At 44.7% G+C, this 17,476-nt stretch carries 15 protein-coding genes; 6 read left to right on the top strand and 9 right to left on the bottom strand.

Annotated elements, in window-relative coordinates:
* Positions 1 to 375 precede the first annotated feature (375 nt).
* Complete coding sequence (locus tag DN730_RS16245; protein ID WP_115469201.1) at positions 376 to 1,650, bottom strand: aromatic ring-hydroxylating oxygenase subunit alpha; 1,275 nt, start codon at positions 1,648 to 1,650, stop codon at positions 376 to 378.
* Positions 1,651 to 1,935: 285 nt separating this feature from the next.
* On the opposite strand from DN730_RS16245, the gene DN730_RS16240 reads away from it, so the two are divergent.
* The 4 genes from DN730_RS16240 to gbdR all read left to right on the top strand — a co-directional run bounded on the left by DN730_RS16240 (position 1,936) and on the right by gbdR (position 7,174).
* The gene (locus DN730_RS16240; protein ID WP_115469200.1) at positions 1,936 to 3,063 is read left to right on the top strand and encodes an FAD-binding oxidoreductase; all 1,128 of its coding nucleotides are present in this window, start codon (positions 1,936 to 1,938) and stop codon (positions 3,061 to 3,063) included.
* 30 nt (positions 3,064 to 3,093) lie between these two features.
* A complete protein-coding gene (locus DN730_RS16235) occupies positions 3,094 to 4,977 on the top strand; it encodes a DUF294 nucleotidyltransferase-like domain-containing protein (protein ID WP_115469199.1) in 1,884 nt (627 codons plus the stop codon).
* Between the two features lie 14 nt (positions 4,978 to 4,991).
* A complete protein-coding gene (locus DN730_RS16230) occupies positions 4,992 to 5,702 on the top strand; it encodes a 3'-5' exonuclease (RefSeq protein ID WP_115469198.1) in 711 nt (236 codons plus the stop codon).
* Between the two features lie 365 nt (positions 5,703 to 6,067).
* Entirely contained in the window at positions 6,068 to 7,174 is a 1,107-nt protein-coding gene (gene gbdR / locus DN730_RS16225; RefSeq protein WP_115469197.1) for a choline metabolism transcriptional regulator GbdR, read from the top strand.
* 143 nt (positions 7,175 to 7,317) lie between these two features.
* On the opposite strand, the gene DN730_RS16220 is transcribed toward gbdR, so the two are convergent.
* The 6 genes from DN730_RS16220 to DN730_RS16195 form a co-directional block, all read right to left on the bottom strand.
* Entirely contained in the window at positions 7,318 to 9,537 is a 2,220-nt protein-coding gene (locus tag DN730_RS16220) for an NADP-dependent isocitrate dehydrogenase (RefSeq protein ID WP_115469196.1), read from the bottom strand.
* Positions 9,538 to 9,803: 266 nt separating this feature from the next.
* Positions 9,804 to 10,433 (bottom strand): high frequency lysogenization protein HflD, encoded by a 630-nt coding sequence (hflD, locus tag DN730_RS16215; RefSeq protein WP_115469195.1) that lies wholly within the window; start codon positions 10,431 to 10,433, stop codon positions 9,804 to 9,806.
* Between the two features lie 25 nt (positions 10,434 to 10,458).
* Entirely contained in the window at positions 10,459 to 11,568 is a 1,110-nt protein-coding gene (mnmA, locus tag DN730_RS16210) for a tRNA 2-thiouridine(34) synthase MnmA (RefSeq protein WP_115469194.1), read from the bottom strand.
* 76 nt (positions 11,569 to 11,644) lie between these two features.
* On the bottom strand, positions 11,645 to 12,043 hold the full coding sequence (locus DN730_RS16205; protein ID WP_115469193.1) for an NUDIX domain-containing protein: 399 nt from the start codon (positions 12,041 to 12,043) through the stop codon (positions 11,645 to 11,647).
* A complete protein-coding gene (locus tag DN730_RS16200; protein WP_115469192.1) occupies positions 11,976 to 12,680 on the bottom strand; it encodes a pseudouridine synthase in 705 nt (234 codons plus the stop codon). The genes DN730_RS16205 and DN730_RS16200 overlap by 68 nt, the downstream gene beginning before the upstream one ends.
* 98 nt (positions 12,681 to 12,778) lie before the next feature.
* A complete protein-coding gene (locus DN730_RS16195) occupies positions 12,779 to 13,018 on the bottom strand; it encodes a cold shock domain-containing protein (protein ID WP_115469191.1) in 240 nt (79 codons plus the stop codon).
* A 276-nt stretch (positions 13,019 to 13,294) separates the two neighbouring features.
* Between DN730_RS16195 and clpS the strand changes: the two genes are divergently transcribed.
* Positions 13,295 to 13,642 (top strand): ATP-dependent Clp protease adapter ClpS, encoded by a 348-nt coding sequence (gene clpS, locus DN730_RS16190; RefSeq protein ID WP_115469190.1) that lies wholly within the window; start codon positions 13,295 to 13,297, stop codon positions 13,640 to 13,642.
* Between the two features lie 20 nt (positions 13,643 to 13,662).
* Positions 13,663 to 15,927 (top strand): ATP-dependent Clp protease ATP-binding subunit ClpA, encoded by a 2,265-nt coding sequence (clpA, locus tag DN730_RS16185; protein ID WP_115469189.1) that lies wholly within the window; start codon positions 13,663 to 13,665, stop codon positions 15,925 to 15,927.
* Positions 15,928 to 16,000: 73 nt separating this feature from the next.
* Here clpA and infA read toward each other — a convergent pair whose 3' ends face one another.
* Both infA and aat read right to left on the bottom strand, forming a co-directional pair.
* Positions 16,001 to 16,219 (bottom strand): translation initiation factor IF-1, encoded by a 219-nt coding sequence (gene infA / locus DN730_RS16180; protein WP_055461515.1) that lies wholly within the window; start codon positions 16,217 to 16,219, stop codon positions 16,001 to 16,003.
* A 135-nt stretch (positions 16,220 to 16,354) separates the two neighbouring features.
* Positions 16,355 to 17,110, bottom strand: a complete 756-nt coding sequence (gene aat, locus DN730_RS16175; protein ID WP_245957997.1) for a leucyl/phenylalanyl-tRNA--protein transferase — start codon at positions 17,108 to 17,110, stop codon at positions 16,355 to 16,357.
* Positions 17,111 to 17,476 lie beyond the last annotated feature (366 nt).

The raw sequence follows: 17,476 nt of genomic DNA, 5'->3' as shown, positions 1-17,476 counted from the left end.
GTCGCTGCAGCGGTTTTTTTATGCTTTCTATTGTGTCACTTGGTATCAACTAGATGAACGAATTATTGGTGGCGAATTTAATCGTGTTGCTAAGGATGGTCGCGTTATAAGGGGGTCCAAAAGCAAATGTTCTGTTGGCCAAATATTAGTGTGGACGCAGTAAGGGGGGGAGTAAAGGTCTAGATAATTGTGAACTCGCAGGTGCTTTTGAGGATGCTTTAACCGTTCGCAGCGCTTAGGGCGCATGTGCCTAGGTGTAAAAATAGATTTGCGTAAGTATTGGCGACTTGAATCAGAATATAAGTAGAGTCACGTAACGCAAAAAAGCCAGCACACTGTCGTATGCTGGCTTTTGTATTTTAAATCTCTACAAAATTAGACTTTGAGATTCTTTTTGATGGTCTCTGTATACCATTCTAAAAAGTTCATCACGCCGTATTCATAGGTTTCAGAATATGGCCCAGGCTGGTAACCGATTGAGTTGATGCCTAGCTGGTTTTGCTCACCTAGGATACGATCTTGATCGTTGGTTGCGTCCCATACCTGACGGAGGCGGTCAGCGTCATAATCGATGCCTTCTTGAGCGTCTTTATGCACAAACCATTTAGTTGTCACTAATGACTCTTGAGCGGAAATCGGCAATACGCGGAACACGATAAAGTGATCAGATTGCATATGGTTCCAAGAGTTTGGTAGGTGCAAGATACGCATGGAACCTAGTTCAGGGTTTTTAATGTTCCCCATCATTTTTTTACACCCAGCCCCACCATCAATCGTCATGACTTGAGTGCCTTCTTTCAACGGCATGCGCACGATGCGGTTACGCAAGCCAGGTCCAAAGCTGCGGTGTTCATGAGGGATGCCTTCAGCGTCCCATTTAGCGGCTTGTCGGTTGTAGTGGTCAGTGAAAGACTTCGGTGCACGTGGATCGTTCGTATCATCCCATTCTAGCAGCGTATTGAGTAGTTCAGGGTGGTTGCCAGAACAGTGGTAGCACTCACGGTTATTTTCCAGTACCAGCTTCCAGTTAGCGCGTTCGTACATGTTTGACTCAGCAGCAAGCTTCGTATTTTCTACGTCATAAGGCGCCATGTACTCTTCTAGCGTCGCTAGGAATTCGTCGAAATCACCACCTTGAGGCGCTTCTTTTGCTAGGCTGACGAAAATGAACCCACCTGCTGTTTTACAATGTGCTTTTTTCAGCCCATGTGCTTGTTTGTCGAATGAATCACCCATTTCGGTGCCAGCAAACAGTAGGTTGCCTTTTAGGTCATACGTCCACTGGTGGTAAGGACACACTAGGTTTGCGACTTTTCCGCGATGTTCTGTGCAAATTCGGGAACCACGGTGGCGACATGTGTTGTGGAATGCGTTGATAGAGCCATCCGCATCACGTATAACCAAAACTGGGTTTTGGCCAATTTCCACAGTAATGTAATCGCCGCGCTTCGGCAGTTCGCTGGTCATGCCCACAAATAGCCACTCTTTTTGGAAGATTTCTTCCATATCAATGCGGAACATGTGAGGGTCGTTATAGAGCGGTGCATCTAACGAATAGTTAGCAGGGCGCGCTTCAAGCATTTTTGACATGTCTTGACGAGCATCGTTGATGGTCGCGTAACGCATATTTAGTAGATCATTTTGGTTCATTTGGCTGATCCTTACATAGCATAGGCCGAGTGGATGGGCGCGAGGCTCACCGTTATATAATGTAGTCTAGGCGCTATCGTCGCGCATGTTTGAAAATGTGAAATGACCAAACGCGACATACTCAGATACATAAATCGACTATTCACTCTATCCCAAGTGGCGCGGGGCATTGAAGTGACCTCTATGAGCAAGTCAATGTCGTAAATAGTTAACCTATTGTGTCGAACTCGAACGACAATGGCTCAAAAGGTGATACGTCAACGCCATATCATAGAGAGAACCATTATGACCAACCCTTCATCAGTACCTGCTTCTGCAGATTACTTAGCTCCCGTTAACACCCAGACTTGGGTGAATGGCCGTCACAATGTGCGCTGTGTAAAAGTTATACAAGAAGCTTGGGACGTCAATACGTTCTGCTTTATGGCTCAGCAGCCCGTTATGTTTTTCTTTAAGCCAGGTCAGTTTGTGACGTTAGAGCTTGAGATTCAAGGGCAACAAGTGATGCGTTCTTATACTATTTCTAGTTCGCCATCCGTACCTTACAGCTTTTCCATAACGGTAAAGCGTGCTCCAGGTGGCTTAGTGTCGAATTGGCTACATGACAACATGAGTGTTGGTATGGAATTGGCGGTACATGGACCAGTTGGTAATTTCAACTGTATCGATTTCCCTGCTGACAAAGTGTTGCTTCTTTCAGGTGGTGTTGGCATCACACCGTTGATGTCTATGACTCGCTGGTGGTTTGACACTAATGCGGATGTTGATATTTCGTTTGTGCACAGCGCACGTTCACCGAGAGACTTGATCTATCCTCGTGAACTTGATCATATGGCGTCACGTGTTGATAACCTTAGTATTCATACCATTGTTGAGCAAATGCACAACGGCCTGGCATGGCACGGTTACCGTGGCTTCTTGGATCAAGCTAAGTTGGAAATAATGGTCCCTGATTTCATGGAGAGGGAAGTCTACTGCTGTGGCCCAACGCCTTATATGAAAGCGGTCAAGGCGCTTCTTAAAGCGAAAGGTTTTGATATGACTCGCTACCACGAGGAGTCATTTGGTGCGACGCCTGAAGACGTGGTAGAGGATGCGCTAGAGCAGGCTGAGGTTGCTCAAGCAGAAGCCGAAGCGCTAACATCTGAAGATTTATTGCGCGTTGATTTCGCTAATCATGGACGTAGTATTCAAATTGCACCGACTGAAACATTGCATACTGCAGCGGCTAAATTGGATCTTCATATACCAAAAGCTTGTGGTATGGGGATTTGTGGTACGTGTAAAGTCTTGGTTAAAGAAGGTGAAACCGTTATGGAGCATAACGGTGGTATTACCGAAGAGGACGTTGAAGCGGGTTACGTGCTGTCATGCTGTACCATCCCAAAATCAGACGTTGTCATCGAATACTAATTTAACACTACCACTGATATAGGTGCCCCAATGGAAGCGGAACAAATTGAGATCGCTGAATTCTTGGGGCGCTTTCCCCCTTTTTCCTACCTACCGGAAAATACTCGCCAGCGAGTCGCATGCTCGATAGAAATCGGTTACTACCGCGAAAATACTGACATTTTTACGTTTGGAGAAGAGATTCACGATCTATGTGTGGTGCGCAGCGGGGCTGTAGAGATCTACCGTCGTAATGGCAATCTTTATAATCGATTAAGTGAAGGAGACGTGTTTGGGCAGCTAGGTTTGTTGATGTCAAACCGCGTGCGTTTACCCGCTCGTGCCATGGAAGACTCACTGATCTATTTCGTGCCAGAGGCGATGTTCACTGAGTTGTGCGACGAATACGAAGCGTTTGCTTATTATGTCGAAGTTGATGACCATCGGATGTTAAATAAGGTGGTTGATGATCAGCGTGATAGTGATGCGTTGTCCAGTGAAAAAGTATCATCTTTGATTGCTCGTTCTTTGGTGACCATTCCTATTGGTGCAACCATTCGCGATGCAGCGCTACGGATGACTGAAGAGTCGGTATCGTCGCTTCTAATTGTTGAAGAATACCCGCCCTACGAGGATGGAGGTGATAGCCGTATCGATCTGGTTGGCATCTTGACGGACAGAGATTTGCGCACACGGGTCGTATCGCAGGGCGTCGATTTGAGTGCTCCAGTGGTCAATGTAATGACGCGAAACCCCAAGACGATTGATAAAGAAACGTATATCTTCGAAGCCATGTTAATGATGCTGCGCTTTAATTTACATCACTTGCCAGTTATTGAACGTGGGCAGCCCATCGGTGTAATCGCGATATCAGATATTGTTCGTTATGAATCTAAAAGCAGTCTTTACATTGTCGGGCTTATTCATCGACAACAGAATAGAAATGAATTGGCGTTAGTATCCAAAGACGTGCCTGATTGCTTTGTACGCATGGTTCGTCAAGGGTCCAGTGCGCATATGATAGGCAGTGCCATGTCTGTTATTGGTCAAAGCTTCAAGCAGCGGTTACTTGAATTGGCGGAAGAAGAGCTAGGTCCTCCCCCAGTTGAGTATTGTTATCTTGCATTAGGTTCTATGGCGCGAGATGAGCAGCTCTTGATCACGGATCAGGATAATGCCCTGATTCTTTCAGATGATTACATTGCGAGCCAACATGGTGCTTATTTCGAATCACTCGCTGCATTCGTGAGTGATGGGCTAAACGAGTGCGGTTACCCTTATTGTACAGGGCGCATCATGGCGACAAATCCACGATGGCGTAAAACGGTGTCAGAGTGGCGAACTTGCTTCTCAGACTGGATTGACGTTCCGAATCCGGATGCATTACTAAACTGTTCGATTTTTTTCGATCTTGAAGGTGTATGGGGGCGCAACGATTGGGCTGAAGAGCTCAATAAATTTATTGTTGGCAGAGCCCAAAATAGCTCAAAGTTTTTGGCAAGTTTAGCGCGTAATGCACTGTTACGAACGCCACCGTTAGGTTTCTTCAAGGAATTTGTGATGGAGCAAGATGGAGGCCATCGTCGCACGATTAACTTAAAGCGTAGAGGTACAGCCCCTCTCGCAGATTTGATTCGGGTACATGCGTTTGCTGTAGGCTCTACTGCTAGAAATTCGTTCGAGCGATTGGATGATGTGATCGAGGCCGGTATTTTGCCTGATAAGCGAGGATTGGACCTCAAAAATGCACTGGAATATCTGGCGATGGTGCGTATTCATCATCAGGTAGAAGACATTGAGTTGGGAGAAGAGCCTGACAATACGATCGAACCAGATACATTAAGCGACCATGAGCGCCGTAACTTAAAAGAGGCGTTCGGCGTGCTAAGCAATAGTCAACGTTTTCTCAAATATCGTTATCCTTTTTCTAAATAGGGCGTATAGATTTAATGGGGCGATCTCGAAGTGATTTCAATTGGCATCAATATCTAGCGTCTAAGTTAGAGGAAGATCTGCCTCAAAGTGTTATGTCATTTTACCGTAATCAGCCTTTTAACGAGTCTTTGACTCTTGGGGCAGCGGAATATGTTGCGTTAGATTTTGAAACGACAGGGCTGGATCCAGAAAAAGATGACATTATCAGCATTGGTTTAGTCCCTTTTTCACTGAACCGCATTAAAGTTGCTCAAGCTAAACATTGGTTGGTACGCCCTAGTTGTTCTTTAAGTGAGGAATCGGTCGTCATTCACGGTATTACTGATTCAGAATTAACCGATGCTCCAACCTTGTTGGATGTGATGGATGAAGTATTACTCGCATTAGAAGGTAAGGTAGTGGTGGTTCATCACGAGTTTATCGAGCGCGAGTTTTTATATCATTCAATTAAGGAGCATCTCAATATTGAGTTGCTGTTCCCGATGATCGATACAATGGCAATTGAAGCGCTTCAGCATCGAAAGGGATGGCGTAATACCCTAAAGAAATTGCTAAATCTCAGATTGCCCTCGATTAGATTAGCCGATAGTCGGGCCCGATATGGGTTACCTAGATACCAGTTGCATAGTTCGGTAACCGACGCGATTGCGACCGCTGAGTTGCTTCAAGCCCAAGTGCGCTATCTTTACAGTGAACAGGCCCTATTATCGGGTATTTGGCGTTAAAAATGGTGTCAGCTGATTCATTTCAGTGCGTTTTATAAATACAAAAATTGCAAAGCGTACTAGACTTGTTAATAAATAATGAGAACCAGTAACAGATCTGATTCTAAGGTTTAATTTGCATGTGAATCTAAGTGTCGTTTTTTGTAAATTATTTCTGTGATGTTGTCGTTATTGGGATGTTTGTTCTATGCTTCTCTACTATTATACGGGTCTCATTTTTGAGGCTAAGTGTAATTAGGTTGATAAGTACGGATAGGACAAAACTTCTTTATTATTGTTAGTCCATCATAATAAAAATAATGCGTTGACATGTTTTGGCTTAGTTCTTGCGTAGGTTAAAGCAAAACGTATAAGAGGGCATTCACATGGTTTCCACGACCCCAGCTACCATGACTCCCAGCGGTAAAAAAACGACTCGCGTTGGCTTTTTACTGCTTGATAATTTTACAATGATTGCTTTAGCTTCGGCTCTCGAGCCTTTGCGTATGGCGAATCAATTGTATGCAGAAGAACTGTATACGTGGCATATGATCACTGAAACGGGTGAGGCAGCTCTTGCAAGTGATGGTCTAAGTATCGCTGCCGACACTTCGATTAGTGAATGTCCTGAACTTGATATGATCATCGTGGCAGGTGGTTTAGGCATCACGCGTGTTTTCACTTCCAAACAAATAAGCTTTTTGCAGCAAAGGGCCCGTAAAGGTGTCACGCTCGGTGGTATCTGTACTGGTGCTTTTGTGCTAGCTCATGCAGGTTTACTTGATGGGTATAACTGCAGTGTACATTGGGAGTGTATGACTGCATTGCAAGAAAGTTATCCCAAAGTACGTTGTAATAATCGCTTGTTCTCAATGGATGAGGGGCGTTATACATCGACAGGCGGTAATGCCCCATTAGATATGTTCTTAACCATTATTGCTCGTGAACATGGTGCCAAATTATCCAGTGCTGTATCGGATATGTTTATTTGTGACCGTATTCGCAGTGAGTCAGATCAGCAGCGCGTCCCTTTGCGCCAGCTAAACAAAGGGGGCTGTAAACCTAAATTGGTTGACGTTATCGAGTTGATGGAAAACAACTTGGAAGAGCCGATTGATTTAGACGAGTTGGCGACGTTTGTTGATGTATCTAGACGTCAGTTGGAGCGTATGTTTCATAAGTATCTTGATTGCTCGCCATCGCGTTATTACTTGCGTCTACGGTTAGACAGAGCTCGACAACTTCTGAAGCAATCTAATATGTCCATTGTTGAGATATCCGCAGCTTGTGGGTTTATTTCAACGCCACATTTTAGTCGTTGTTACCGCAAGCATTTGGGAGTTTCACCTCGAGATGAGCGCAAGGTAGCTTGGATGGGAAGTATTACTCCGCTTGAGAAAGGGGTCGGTAGTTTGGTTTATATGCCACACTCAACGCACGCTCTAAACAACGCTCATTCTGAACCAAGTTATGGTTCGATTGTTGCTATCTAACAGGCAATCACTTTAAAACTTAAAAAAGGCGCTCATCTTTATCGGACGAGCGCCTTTTTTGGTTAAGTGCTACACATTACTAATCGCGTATTTGGCCCCTAATTCAATAATCTTAAAATAGGGGCCGCAACCTAAACGTTTGCTTATAGAGACTCTAAAGCAGCGTTAAAGGTTTGACTTGGACGCATAACTTTGAAGATTTCTTCTAGGTCCATGTGGTAATAGCCATTTAGGTTAGCTGGCTTACCTTGAACTGCTGCTAGCTCAGCAAGAATCGTTGCTTCATTGTCAGTCAACTGCTTAGCAAGTGGTGCAAATTTTTGTGCTAATGTCGAATCTTCAGATTGCGCTGCAAGTTCTTGCGCCCAGTACATAGCCAAATAGAAATGGCTGCCACGGTTATCAATATCACCAATCTTACGCGATGGTGATTTATTGTTTTCCAGTAGTTTACCGGTCGCTTTGTCTAAGCACTTAGCTAGGACAGTCGCTTTTTTGTTGCCTTGCTTAATGCCAAGCTCTTCAAATGACACAGCAGTCGCGAGAAACTCGCCTAGAGAATCCCAACGTAGGTAGTTTTCTTCCTGAAGCTGTTGCACGTGTTTTGGAGCGGAGCCGCCTGCACCTGTTTCGTACATACCACCACCATTCAACATAGGAACGATTGATAGCATTTTCGCAGATGTGCCCAATTCCATAATTGGGAATAGGTCAGTCAAATAATCACGCAATACGTTACCAGTTACTGAAATAGTATCTTGACCACGGATGATGCGTTCCATAGAGAATCGAATGGCTTCATTGTAAGACATGATACGAATATCTAAGCCTTCTAAGTCATGATCTTTCAGGTACAGCTCAACTTTTTTGCGTAGCTCGTTATCGTGCGCACGTTCAGCGTCTAGCCAGAATACAGCAGGTGTATCGGAGTTGCGGGCACGTGTAACACCAAGTTTAACCCAGTCTTTGATGGCTGCGTCTTTGGTTTGGCATGCACGCCAGATGTCACCTTTTTCAACATCATGCTGCATTAAGACATTACCTGCAGCATCTAGGACACGCATAGTACCGTCTTGTTTCACTTCAAACGTTTTATCGTGAGAGCCATACTCTTCCGCTTTCTGAGCCATTAAACCAACGTTAGGCACAGTACCCATTGTAGTAGGATCAAATGCCCCATTTGTTTTACAGAAGTTAATCACTTCTTGATAAATACGAGCATAAGTCGATTCAGGCATAACGGCTTTAGTGTCTTTAGGCTTACCATCACGCCCCCACATTTTGCCAGAGTTACGGATCATCGCAGGCATCGATGCGTCTACAATGACATCAGAAGGCACGTGCAGGTTGGTTATGCCACGTACAGAGTCGACCATTGCAATTTCAGGACGATGTTCGTAACAGTCGTGAATGGCTTGCAGAATGTCGTCTTGTTGAGATTGCGGTAAAGATTTGATTTTATCGTAAACGCTTCCAAGACCGTTATTAGGATTAACCCCGATTTGATCAAATAGGTCGCCGAACTTATCCCATACTTCTTTGTAGAAAACCGTTACAGCATGGCCGAAGACAATAGGATGCGAGACTTTCATCATGGTCGCTTTAACGTGCAGAGACCACATAATGCCAGCGTCTTTCGCTTCTTCAAGAGATTGCTCGAAGAAACTGCGTAGTTTAGATGCGCTCATGCGCATACCATCAAGTACTTCGCCTTCAAGTAAAGGAAGTGTTTTCTTTAGTTCAATATTGCCAGATTTATCAACAAACTCGATGCGGACATCTTGAGCTTTATCCATTGTTATGGATTGCTCAGAAGAGAAGAAGTCTCCATCGCGCATGTAGTCAGCATGTGTTTGAGAGGTTTTTTTCCACTCGCCCATGGAGTGTGGGTGCTTACGAGCAAACGCTTTTACAGCAGCTGGAGCGCGACGATCTGAGTTACCTTGACGTAGAACAGGGTTTACTGCACTGCCAAGTAGTTTAGCGTAGCGAGCAAGAGTGTCTTTCTCTTCATCGGAGGTGGCTTTTTCTGGGTAGCTCGGGATGTCGTAACCTTGGCCTTGAAGCTCTTTAATTGCGGCGTTCAATTGAGGTATTGACGCTGAAATATTTGGAAGCTTGATGAAGTTTGCAGTAGGTTCTGCTGTCAATTCGCCAAGGAATGAAAGACCATCTTCTACGCGTTGATCTTCAGGAAGGCGATCTGAGAACGCTGCAAGGATGCGGCCTGCTAAAGAAATATCGGTAAGTTTTAGCTCGATGTCTGCTTCTTTCGCAAATGAACTAAATATTGGCAGAAGAGATGCAGTAGCAAGTGCTGGTGCTTCATCTGTCAATGTGTAGTAAATCGTTTGTTTTGACATGTAATTCCCCTAACATTCTGGTTAGTTAGCCGGTTGGATAGAAGGTGACTTTTGGCCGCCATTCTCAGTGTAATCAAATCAATTTGATTAGAATTTTGGTCAATATAGTACTCTAATTGCCCCTCTTTTATATATCGACCATAGATATACTCAAGATTGATGTCAGTGATTGTGCGAAAAGTTGGCCGAAATGCAGCGATATGGTGACCTATTACGTATCCTTCAATGAAGGGGCCGTGAGCCACATCGAGAAGGTAAAAAGCGACTTAAAACCGCTCTTCTAAATGCTTCACGAGTAACTTGCGCTTAAAAATTAGATGCCAACGGCGCCCACCAAGCTGCCGCCATAACATGGCAGCCCGAATGCCAGCCATCAGTAATGCTCGTACCTGATGGGCTGTTTGGGGTTGCTGCAGAAAGCGGCTATCTCCATGTACCTGAATGCGAAACGGCATTTTGCTCAAAGTATCTTGATACATGCCAGAAATGCCGGCAATAAGGTTTTCATGCATTGAAGACTCATAATGTTCCATAGCGCGCTCTAGTTGTCCCAAGCGTTGACCGATGGCAGATAGCATAGAGTTGTCTTTTTGCAGCTTCGACTCTAAATGGATAAGGCTGAGTGCGTAGCGAATGGTATCTGGGTTGACTGCATCCCGTTGTTTCCCCATTACTTGTTTAGCAATGCGTCGTCCCAAGGCTAGATTACCTTGGCACTCGAATTGTCCGCCGTATATGTCGACAGTAGCTGGCGCACTCACAATAAGCACACTGTCAAGCAGTGGCTCAGCGAAATCTTTATCTAACGTTCCTTTGCGCGCTAACGTGGCGACTAACTCCGACGCTTGAAAGAGTGCGGCTAGTGCGATCGCTTGTTCTTTTTCATCATGTTGCATTGACATCTCCGGTGCGAATCAACGGCTACTTATTGAATGCAATATTAATAATTCCACCACCTAAACAGTGCTCGCCGACATAAAATACTACTGACTGGCCTGGTGTAATGGCGCGTTGAGGTTCTTTAAAGCTCACTTCGACACGCCCATCAGCAAGTTCTGTCAGAGTGCAGGCTTGGTCAGGCTGACGATAGCGGCATTTGGCCATGCAGGTTAAAGGCATGACTGGTTTTTCACGCGCTACCCAATCAAATCCATCTGCAATCAAGTGTGTTTTATAGAGTGAGTCATGTTGACCACCCTGGGTTACCACCAATACGTTGCGCCCCAAGTCCTTCTCAACTACGTACCAAGGTTCATCTGGGTAGTTTGACAGCCCACCTATGCCAAGGCCCTGACGTTGACCTATTGTGTGGTACATCAAGCCATGATGCTCTCCAATAACGTCTCCTTCAAGCGTTTCGATATTACCTGGTTGTGCTGGCAGATATTGCTCGAGGAAGTCTTTAAAGCGGCGCTCACCAATAAAACAGATACCTGTGCTGTCTTTTTTATTGTGAGTAACCAGATCGTGTTCTTCGGCTAGGCGACGTACTTCAGGCTTCTCAAGTTCACCAACGGGGAAGAATGTACGACCAATCTCATCTTTACCAACAGCGTATAAAAAGTAACTTTGGTCTTTATTGTTGTCGAGGCCTTTCAGTAAAACGGGTTCACCATTGATATCGCCACGACGAACATAGTGCCCCGTAGCAATGTAGTCAGCACCAAGCTCAATTGCATACTCCAAAAACGCTTTGAATTTTATCTCTTTGTTGCAGAGAATGTCTGGGTTTGGAGTGCGCCCAGCTTTGTATTCTGCGAGGAAATGTTCGAAAACATTATCCCAGTATTCGGCAGCGAAGTTCGCCGTATGTAGGTGAATACCAAGTTTGTTACAGACGGCTTGAGCATCAGCTAAATCATCCTTTGCCGTACAGTATTCGGTGCCGTCGTCTTCGTCCCAGTTCTTCATAAATAGACCTTCAACGTTATAGCCTTGTTGCTGAAGAAGTAATGCAGATACTGAGGAATCTACACCGCCAGACATGCCGACGATGACTTTTATAGATGCGTTTGCGTTATCTTGACTCATGAAAAATCTCTAATAGTTGAAACGGGGTAAAGGCCCGTCATTAGATTGAAGGCGCTATTGTAGCGGAACACGGAGATTAGGTCTGTAGTTTGGGACTGATGTGCATATTTTCAATTATTTCCAATGGCGCCGCTTGGCCCGCCTCAAAGTCTTGAATGCATTGCATGATCAAGGGGCTTCGTTGAGGTAAGGCTGAGATTTGGTCTTTGGTTAGCCAGACTGACTCAATGATATCGGCATCTAAAACGTCACTTTGTTTGTGGCTTGGCGTGCAGATGAAACAGACCCTGTGATAGGTATCTGCCTCTTGAAATGGCGTGAAAGCATAGATGCCTAAAATCGAGCGAGGTAAAACTTGCCAGCCGGATTCTTCTAGTGATTCTCTGACGACAGCTTGCTGTAAAGTCTCACCGTTTTCGACGTGTCCGGCTGGCTGGTTGAGAACCACCTGACCGTCCTGTATTTCTTTGATCATTAAATACTTTCCCTGATCCTCGACCAGTGCCGCGACGGTTAGGTGTGGAAGCCTTTCTCGCTTTTTCTCGTTCAAAATTTTGTACCTGTTGTTGTAAGGACTCATCTATTTCAACATGTTTATATTGCCCTACAGCTAAGTTCTCAATGGAGTATGGGCCAATAGCCGCTCGGATTAATCGTAATGTTGGAAAGCCTACTTTGGCGGTCATACGCCTAACTTGGCGATTTTTGCCTTCCGTGATTTTTAGCTCTAACCAGCTAGTTGGTATATTGGCGCGTTCTCGAATCGGTGGAGTTCTGTCCCATATCTCCGGCTCTTCAATGCTGTTACATATAGCAGGGAGAGTTTTGCCATCTTTCAATTCCACGCCGGACCTTAACTGCTCAATGGCTTTGGGTGTGATTTGACCGTCCACTTGCACCCAGTAAGTTTTTGGCAGCTTAAATTTCGGTGAGGCGATTAGGTGTTGCAGTGGACCATTGTCTGTTAATAAAAGCAGCCCTTCAGAATCAAAGTCTAATCGACCCGCAGCGTAAACATTTGGTATGTCTATGTATTGAGCAAGGGTGCTTTTATCGCCGTCGCTAGTGAACTGGCTGAGGACTTGAAACGGTTTATTGAGTATGAGTAACATTTCACCTGTCTAATCTGTCGGTAAGCTACAGGCGTCAAAAAACACCTTTGTCCAACAGAGTGTAGCAAAGGTGCGGAGTGAGGTGGAGTATTTGCTCGTTAAGCGGTTTGCACGGAAGGCTCCTCTGCTTTTTCTGCAATCGGCGTTATATCCGTTGCGTGCAGTCCGCGTTTTCCAGGGGCAACATCAAAAGTTACCGCTTGTCCTGCTTTCAGAGTTTTGTAACCTTCCACATTTATTGCTGAATAATGAATAAACAGGTCCTCATCAAAACTGTCTGAGACGATAAAGCCATATCCTTTTGCGTTATTAAACCACTTAACGGATCCACGATGCATGAGTCACTCCTTCCATACTCTATGGGCTCGACGGGGCGAACCGCAAATAAACCCTATGAATTAAATCGGTTCAATCTACTCAGCCAAAGTCGTGATAATATCAGCATTAAAGTACATCTATTATCGGGGTTTAAACGTACAACTTTTGACCACATATAGTTGAGAGTAGAACTCTATCGGTAATTTGTAAAATTCTTATTGTTTTCGTCTTTCATTGTAAAAACTGATTGAGAAAACAACTTTTAACATGAATATTTGTAGTTCTTAGAGGTCAAGATGTTTGCATTTAAGCAAATTAGTCTAAATTTAGAAGACGATGATCAAGGTCATTCTTCTGTAGCCATCGCACCAGAGGATACAGAACTGAAACCGCCGTCCATGTATCAAGTGGTGCTTTTTAACGATGATTACACGCCAATGGATTTTGTCGTGTTTGTTCTCCAACGCTTTTTCAATATGGACTCTGATAAAGCCCAGCAAGTAATGATGGAAGTGCATACCAAGGGAAAAGGTGTTTGTGGAATCTACCCTTACGGTATTGCGGAGACCAAAGTAGCTATGGTGCAGCAGTTTTGCGAGCAAAACGAGCACCCCCTAATGTGCGACTTACAGCAAGTCGACTGATTTGTAGAGAGGGATAAGCGATGCTAGATAAAGAATTAGAGCAAACCTTAAACAATGCGTTTAAAGCAGCCCGCGATAAACGCCATGAGTTTATGACCGTTGAGCATCTGTTGTTAGCATTGATCGATAATGTTGCGGCAGCAAAAGTGTTAGAGGCGTGTGGCGTTGCTCTAGACACTTTGAGTAAAGAGCTTGAGGAGTTTGTAGACAGCACCACACCAATTATCCCGCAAGATGACGAAGAGCGTGAAGTCCAGCCGACATTAGGATTTCAACGAGTATTACAACGAGCTGTTTTTCATGTTCAGTCCTCGGGTAAGCGAGAAGTGACGGGTGCTAATGTTCTCGTGGCGATGTTCAGTGAGCAGGAAAGCCAAGCCGTTTATTTGTTACGCCGTCATAATGTGGCGCGCATCGATGTGGTGAATTTTGTCGCTCATGGCATCTCTAAATTGGGTGATGCTTCTTCCCAGGAGGACGCCATCGAACAAGAGGATGAAGAAGGAGAAGAGGCGTCTAAGGCTCCGCTTCAGAAGTACGCCACTAATTTGAATGAAGAAGCTAGATCTGGGCGTATTGATCGCTTAATTGGTCGCCAATACGAAGTAGAGCGTGTGGTTCAAACACTCTCTCGACGCCGAAAGAACAATCCTTTGTTAGTTGGTGAGTCTGGTGTGGGTAAAACGGCGATTGCCGAAGGCCTTGCTAAGCGCATTGTGGATGGAGAAGTTCCTGAAGTGATAGCTGATGGGGTCGTGTATTCACTCGATCTGGGGGCTTTATTAGCAGGCACAAAATATCGAGGGGATTTTGAAAAACGCCTAAAGCACTTGCTTGGTGAGCTGAAAAAGCTACCGAATGCCATTCTATTTATTGATGAAATTCACACCATTATCGGTGCGGGGGCGGCATCTGGTGGCGTTATGGATGCGTCGAATTTGCTAAAACCAGCATTGAGTTCAGGTCAGCTCCGCTGTATTGGTTCTACGACATTTCAAGAATTCCGCGGTGTGTTTGAAAAGGATCATGCCTTGGCGCGTCGTTTCCAGAAAGTCGACGTCAATGAACCAAGTGTGGATGACACTTACGAAATACTTAAAGGTATTATCGGGTCGTTTGAAGAGCATCATCAGATTAAATACGAAGATGCTGCGCTCAAAGCAGCTTCTGAATTAGCACAACGTTACGTGCCAGATCGACACATGCCTGACAAAGCAATTGATGTTGTGGATGAGGCCGGCGCGTATCAGCGTCTACAACCTGAAGCTTCACGTAAAGAGCTAATTACAGTTGAAGATATAGAAGAGATCGTCTCTAAAATTGCTAGGGTCCCTGTTAAAGCTGCAAACTCCGATGATAAGCAAGTGCTCGCGAATCTTGAGCGTAACTTGAAAATGGTGGTGTTTGGTCAAGACAGTGCAATTGAATCTCTCGCCGATGCAATTAAGCTCTCACGCGCAGGGTTGAAGGCTGACCAGAAACCGATAGGATCTTTCTTGATGGCGGGTCCCACAGGGGTTGGTAAAACAGAGGTGACGCGCCAGCTTGCTAAAATAATGGGCTTAGAGCTGATAAGGTTTGACATGTCCGAGTATATGGAGCGACATGCTGTTTCCCGCTTGATTGGCGCACCACCAGGCTATGTAGGGTTTGATCAAGGGGGGTTGCTAACTGAAGCGGTGACAAAGAACCCTCACAGTGTTGTATTACTCGATGAGATTGAGAAAGCGCACCCAGAAGTCTTTAATTTACTACTTCAAGTTATGGATCACGGTACACTGACAGATAACAATGGTCGCAAAGCTGATTTCCGCAATATTATTCTTGTGATGACCTCTAATGCAGGGGCTGAAGTATTGGCTAAACGATCAATTGGTTTCTCAATGCAAGATCATTCTAGCGACGGTATGGAGGTCATTAATAAAACTTTTACGCCCGAATTCCGTAACCGACTAGATGCGGTCATTCAATTTAAACAGCTTGATGAGCAGGTGATTTTCAATGTAGTGGATAAGTTCTTGGTTGAGCTTCAAGCACAGCTAGACGCCAAATCCGTTATGATTGAAGTCAGCGATACAGCTAGAGGTTGGTTGGCCAGCAAAGGCTATGATCGTCAGATGGGCGCACGCCCAATGGCTCGCGTCATCCAAGAGCATTTGAAGAAGCCTTTGGCTAATATGATTCTATTTGGTGATCTGTCTGAAGGCGGCGTGGTGAATGTGTCTTTGGATGAAGAGAACGATAAACTAGCATTTACTGTCAAAAAAGAGACGGTTGAGTGTTAATGACTGCGTTTTAACGCAAAAGCCGCTACAGCTTTGCTGTGGCGGCTTTTTTTTGTGCTGTTATACCGCGTGATTAGCGAGAGCGGTAAACAATGCGACCTTTAGACAAGTCGTAAGGAGTTAACTCAACTTTAACTTTGTCACCAGTCAAAATACGGATGTAATTTTTACGCATCTTGCCAGAAATATGAGCAGTCACAACGTGACCGTTTTCTAGCTCAACGCGAAACATAGTGTTAGGAAGTGTATCAACGATCGTACCTTCCATTTCAATGCTGTCTTCTTTTGCCACAATGAGTGTCCTGTTTTAATTAAGGTGAAGCACTTTCTCGCTATTTAGGCTAAAGATTAGGCTTGTCGTTGGCGAGATTGCTAAATTTTCGGCCGTATTCTGCCGAAATTAGCCCCAAAAAGCAAATTTTGTACGCTATATCACAATGTCTATTGGGGCGTTTGATTGAGCAATGCCAAGCAAACCTGTGTTTCGGTCGGGTGTGGGAATGAGTGTCTTTAAGTCAGAAACGAAGGCCCGCTTACTTCGCATTTTTGCGCCTAGCGACAACATGTGATCAGACTCAATCTGGCAGTCGATTTGTTGCACTCCGAGTGCTGGAGATAAACGACAAAATTGCAGAAGCGCTATCTTTGACCCATTGGGGCGCAGTGAAAACATAGATTCTCCAAAAAAGAAACCGCCCATGGCAACGCCATAGAACCCCCCAGCCAACTTTTTGTTATGCCATGCTTCAATTGAGAAAGCGTATCCAAGTTGATTCAAAGAGAGATATGCCTGAATGATGTCTTCGGTGATCCAAGTGCCCTCTGTTTGAGCTCTTAACTCACTACAGTAGCGGATGGTACGTTCAAAATCTGCATTGATTTGCCATTGCCAATTGTCTTTTCGTACCGCTTTTCTCAAGGACCGACTGATGTGAAATTCAGACGGTACCAATGTACAGCGTTCAAGAGGGTGCCACCATAAAATCGGATCCTCATCGCTAAACCATGGGAAAAAACCATGTTGGTAGAGGTGAATTAAACGCTCTGGTTTAAGATCACCACCGATTGCAGCGAGGCCAGCAGGGTCTGTTAATGACCTAAAGGGGTCGGGGGTATCGTAGGGAGATTCGCTTAGAAGCAGTAATTCTGGCTCTAATGTATCGTTTTTATCCATTTTTTGCATATTTGTCTGGTCTAAGTGAGTCCGGATGTGTTTTGATTATCCATACTTTCTACGCTATTGGTCTAGCTCTTGAGCTTGATTTGCATATTTGATTGTTTGAATGACAGTTGGTCAGTTAAAAAGTGATCGATTGTTGGTCGTATTGAACCAGAAATATGCTTATCTTGTGACGCATGTATAATTCAAATGATAAAAATGCAAAAAAAACCGAAAAAAAGTGTTTGTAGTGCTTGACCAGTAACGGAAAACTTGGTTTTAATCAGGTTAGTTCAGAGCGACGGGTAAAACACTATTCGGATAACGTTTTAAGAACTAGGTATTTTTTCAGTGTTGTGTTCTTGTCACAAAACTGAAACTGTCAGGTTT

The organism is Marinomonas piezotolerans (assembly GCF_003362755.1).
Taxonomy (GTDB): Bacteria; Pseudomonadota; Gammaproteobacteria; order Pseudomonadales; family Marinomonadaceae; genus Marinomonas; species Marinomonas piezotolerans.
The sequence above is the reverse complement of the archived record's forward strand: the minus strand, read 5'-3'. Positions and strand labels throughout refer to the sequence as shown.

What these genes read in the sequence shown, in the direction of transcription:
- DN730_RS16245 (WP_115469201.1), bottom strand. Translation starts at nt 1,650, where the DNA reads ATGAACCAAAATGATCTACTAAATATGCGTTACGCGACCATCAACGAT.
- DN730_RS16240 (WP_115469200.1), top strand. Translation starts at nt 1,936, where the DNA reads ATGACCAACCCTTCATCAGTACCTGCTTCTGCAGATTACTTAGCTCCC.
- DN730_RS16235 (WP_115469199.1), top strand. Translation starts at nt 3,094, where the DNA reads ATGGAAGCGGAACAAATTGAGATCGCTGAATTCTTGGGGCGCTTTCCC.
- DN730_RS16230 (WP_115469198.1), top strand. Translation starts at nt 4,992, where the DNA reads ATGGGGCGATCTCGAAGTGATTTCAATTGGCATCAATATCTAGCGTCT.
- gbdR (WP_115469197.1), top strand. Translation starts at nt 6,068, where the DNA reads ATGGTTTCCACGACCCCAGCTACCATGACTCCCAGCGGTAAAAAAACG.
- DN730_RS16220 (WP_115469196.1), bottom strand. Translation starts at nt 9,537, where the DNA reads ATGTCAAAACAAACGATTTACTACACATTGACAGATGAAGCACCAGCA.
- hflD (WP_115469195.1), bottom strand. Translation starts at nt 10,433, where the DNA reads ATGCAACATGATGAAAAAGAACAAGCGATCGCACTAGCCGCACTCTTT.
- mnmA (WP_115469194.1), bottom strand. Translation starts at nt 11,568, where the DNA reads ATGAGTCAAGATAACGCAAACGCATCTATAAAAGTCATCGTCGGCATG.
- DN730_RS16205 (WP_115469193.1), bottom strand. Translation starts at nt 12,043, where the DNA reads ATGATCAAAGAAATACAGGACGGTCAGGTGGTTCTCAACCAGCCAGCC.
- DN730_RS16200 (WP_115469192.1), bottom strand. Translation starts at nt 12,680, where the DNA reads ATGTTACTCATACTCAATAAACCGTTTCAAGTCCTCAGCCAGTTCACT.
- DN730_RS16195 (WP_115469191.1), bottom strand. Translation starts at nt 13,018, where the DNA reads ATGCATCGTGGATCCGTTAAGTGGTTTAATAACGCAAAAGGATATGGC.
- clpS (WP_115469190.1), top strand. Translation starts at nt 13,295, where the DNA reads ATGTTTGCATTTAAGCAAATTAGTCTAAATTTAGAAGACGATGATCAA.
- clpA (WP_115469189.1), top strand. Translation starts at nt 13,663, where the DNA reads ATGCTAGATAAAGAATTAGAGCAAACCTTAAACAATGCGTTTAAAGCA.
- aat (WP_245957997.1), bottom strand. Translation starts at nt 17,110, where the DNA reads ATGCAAAAAATGGATAAAAACGATACATTAGAGCCAGAATTACTGCTT.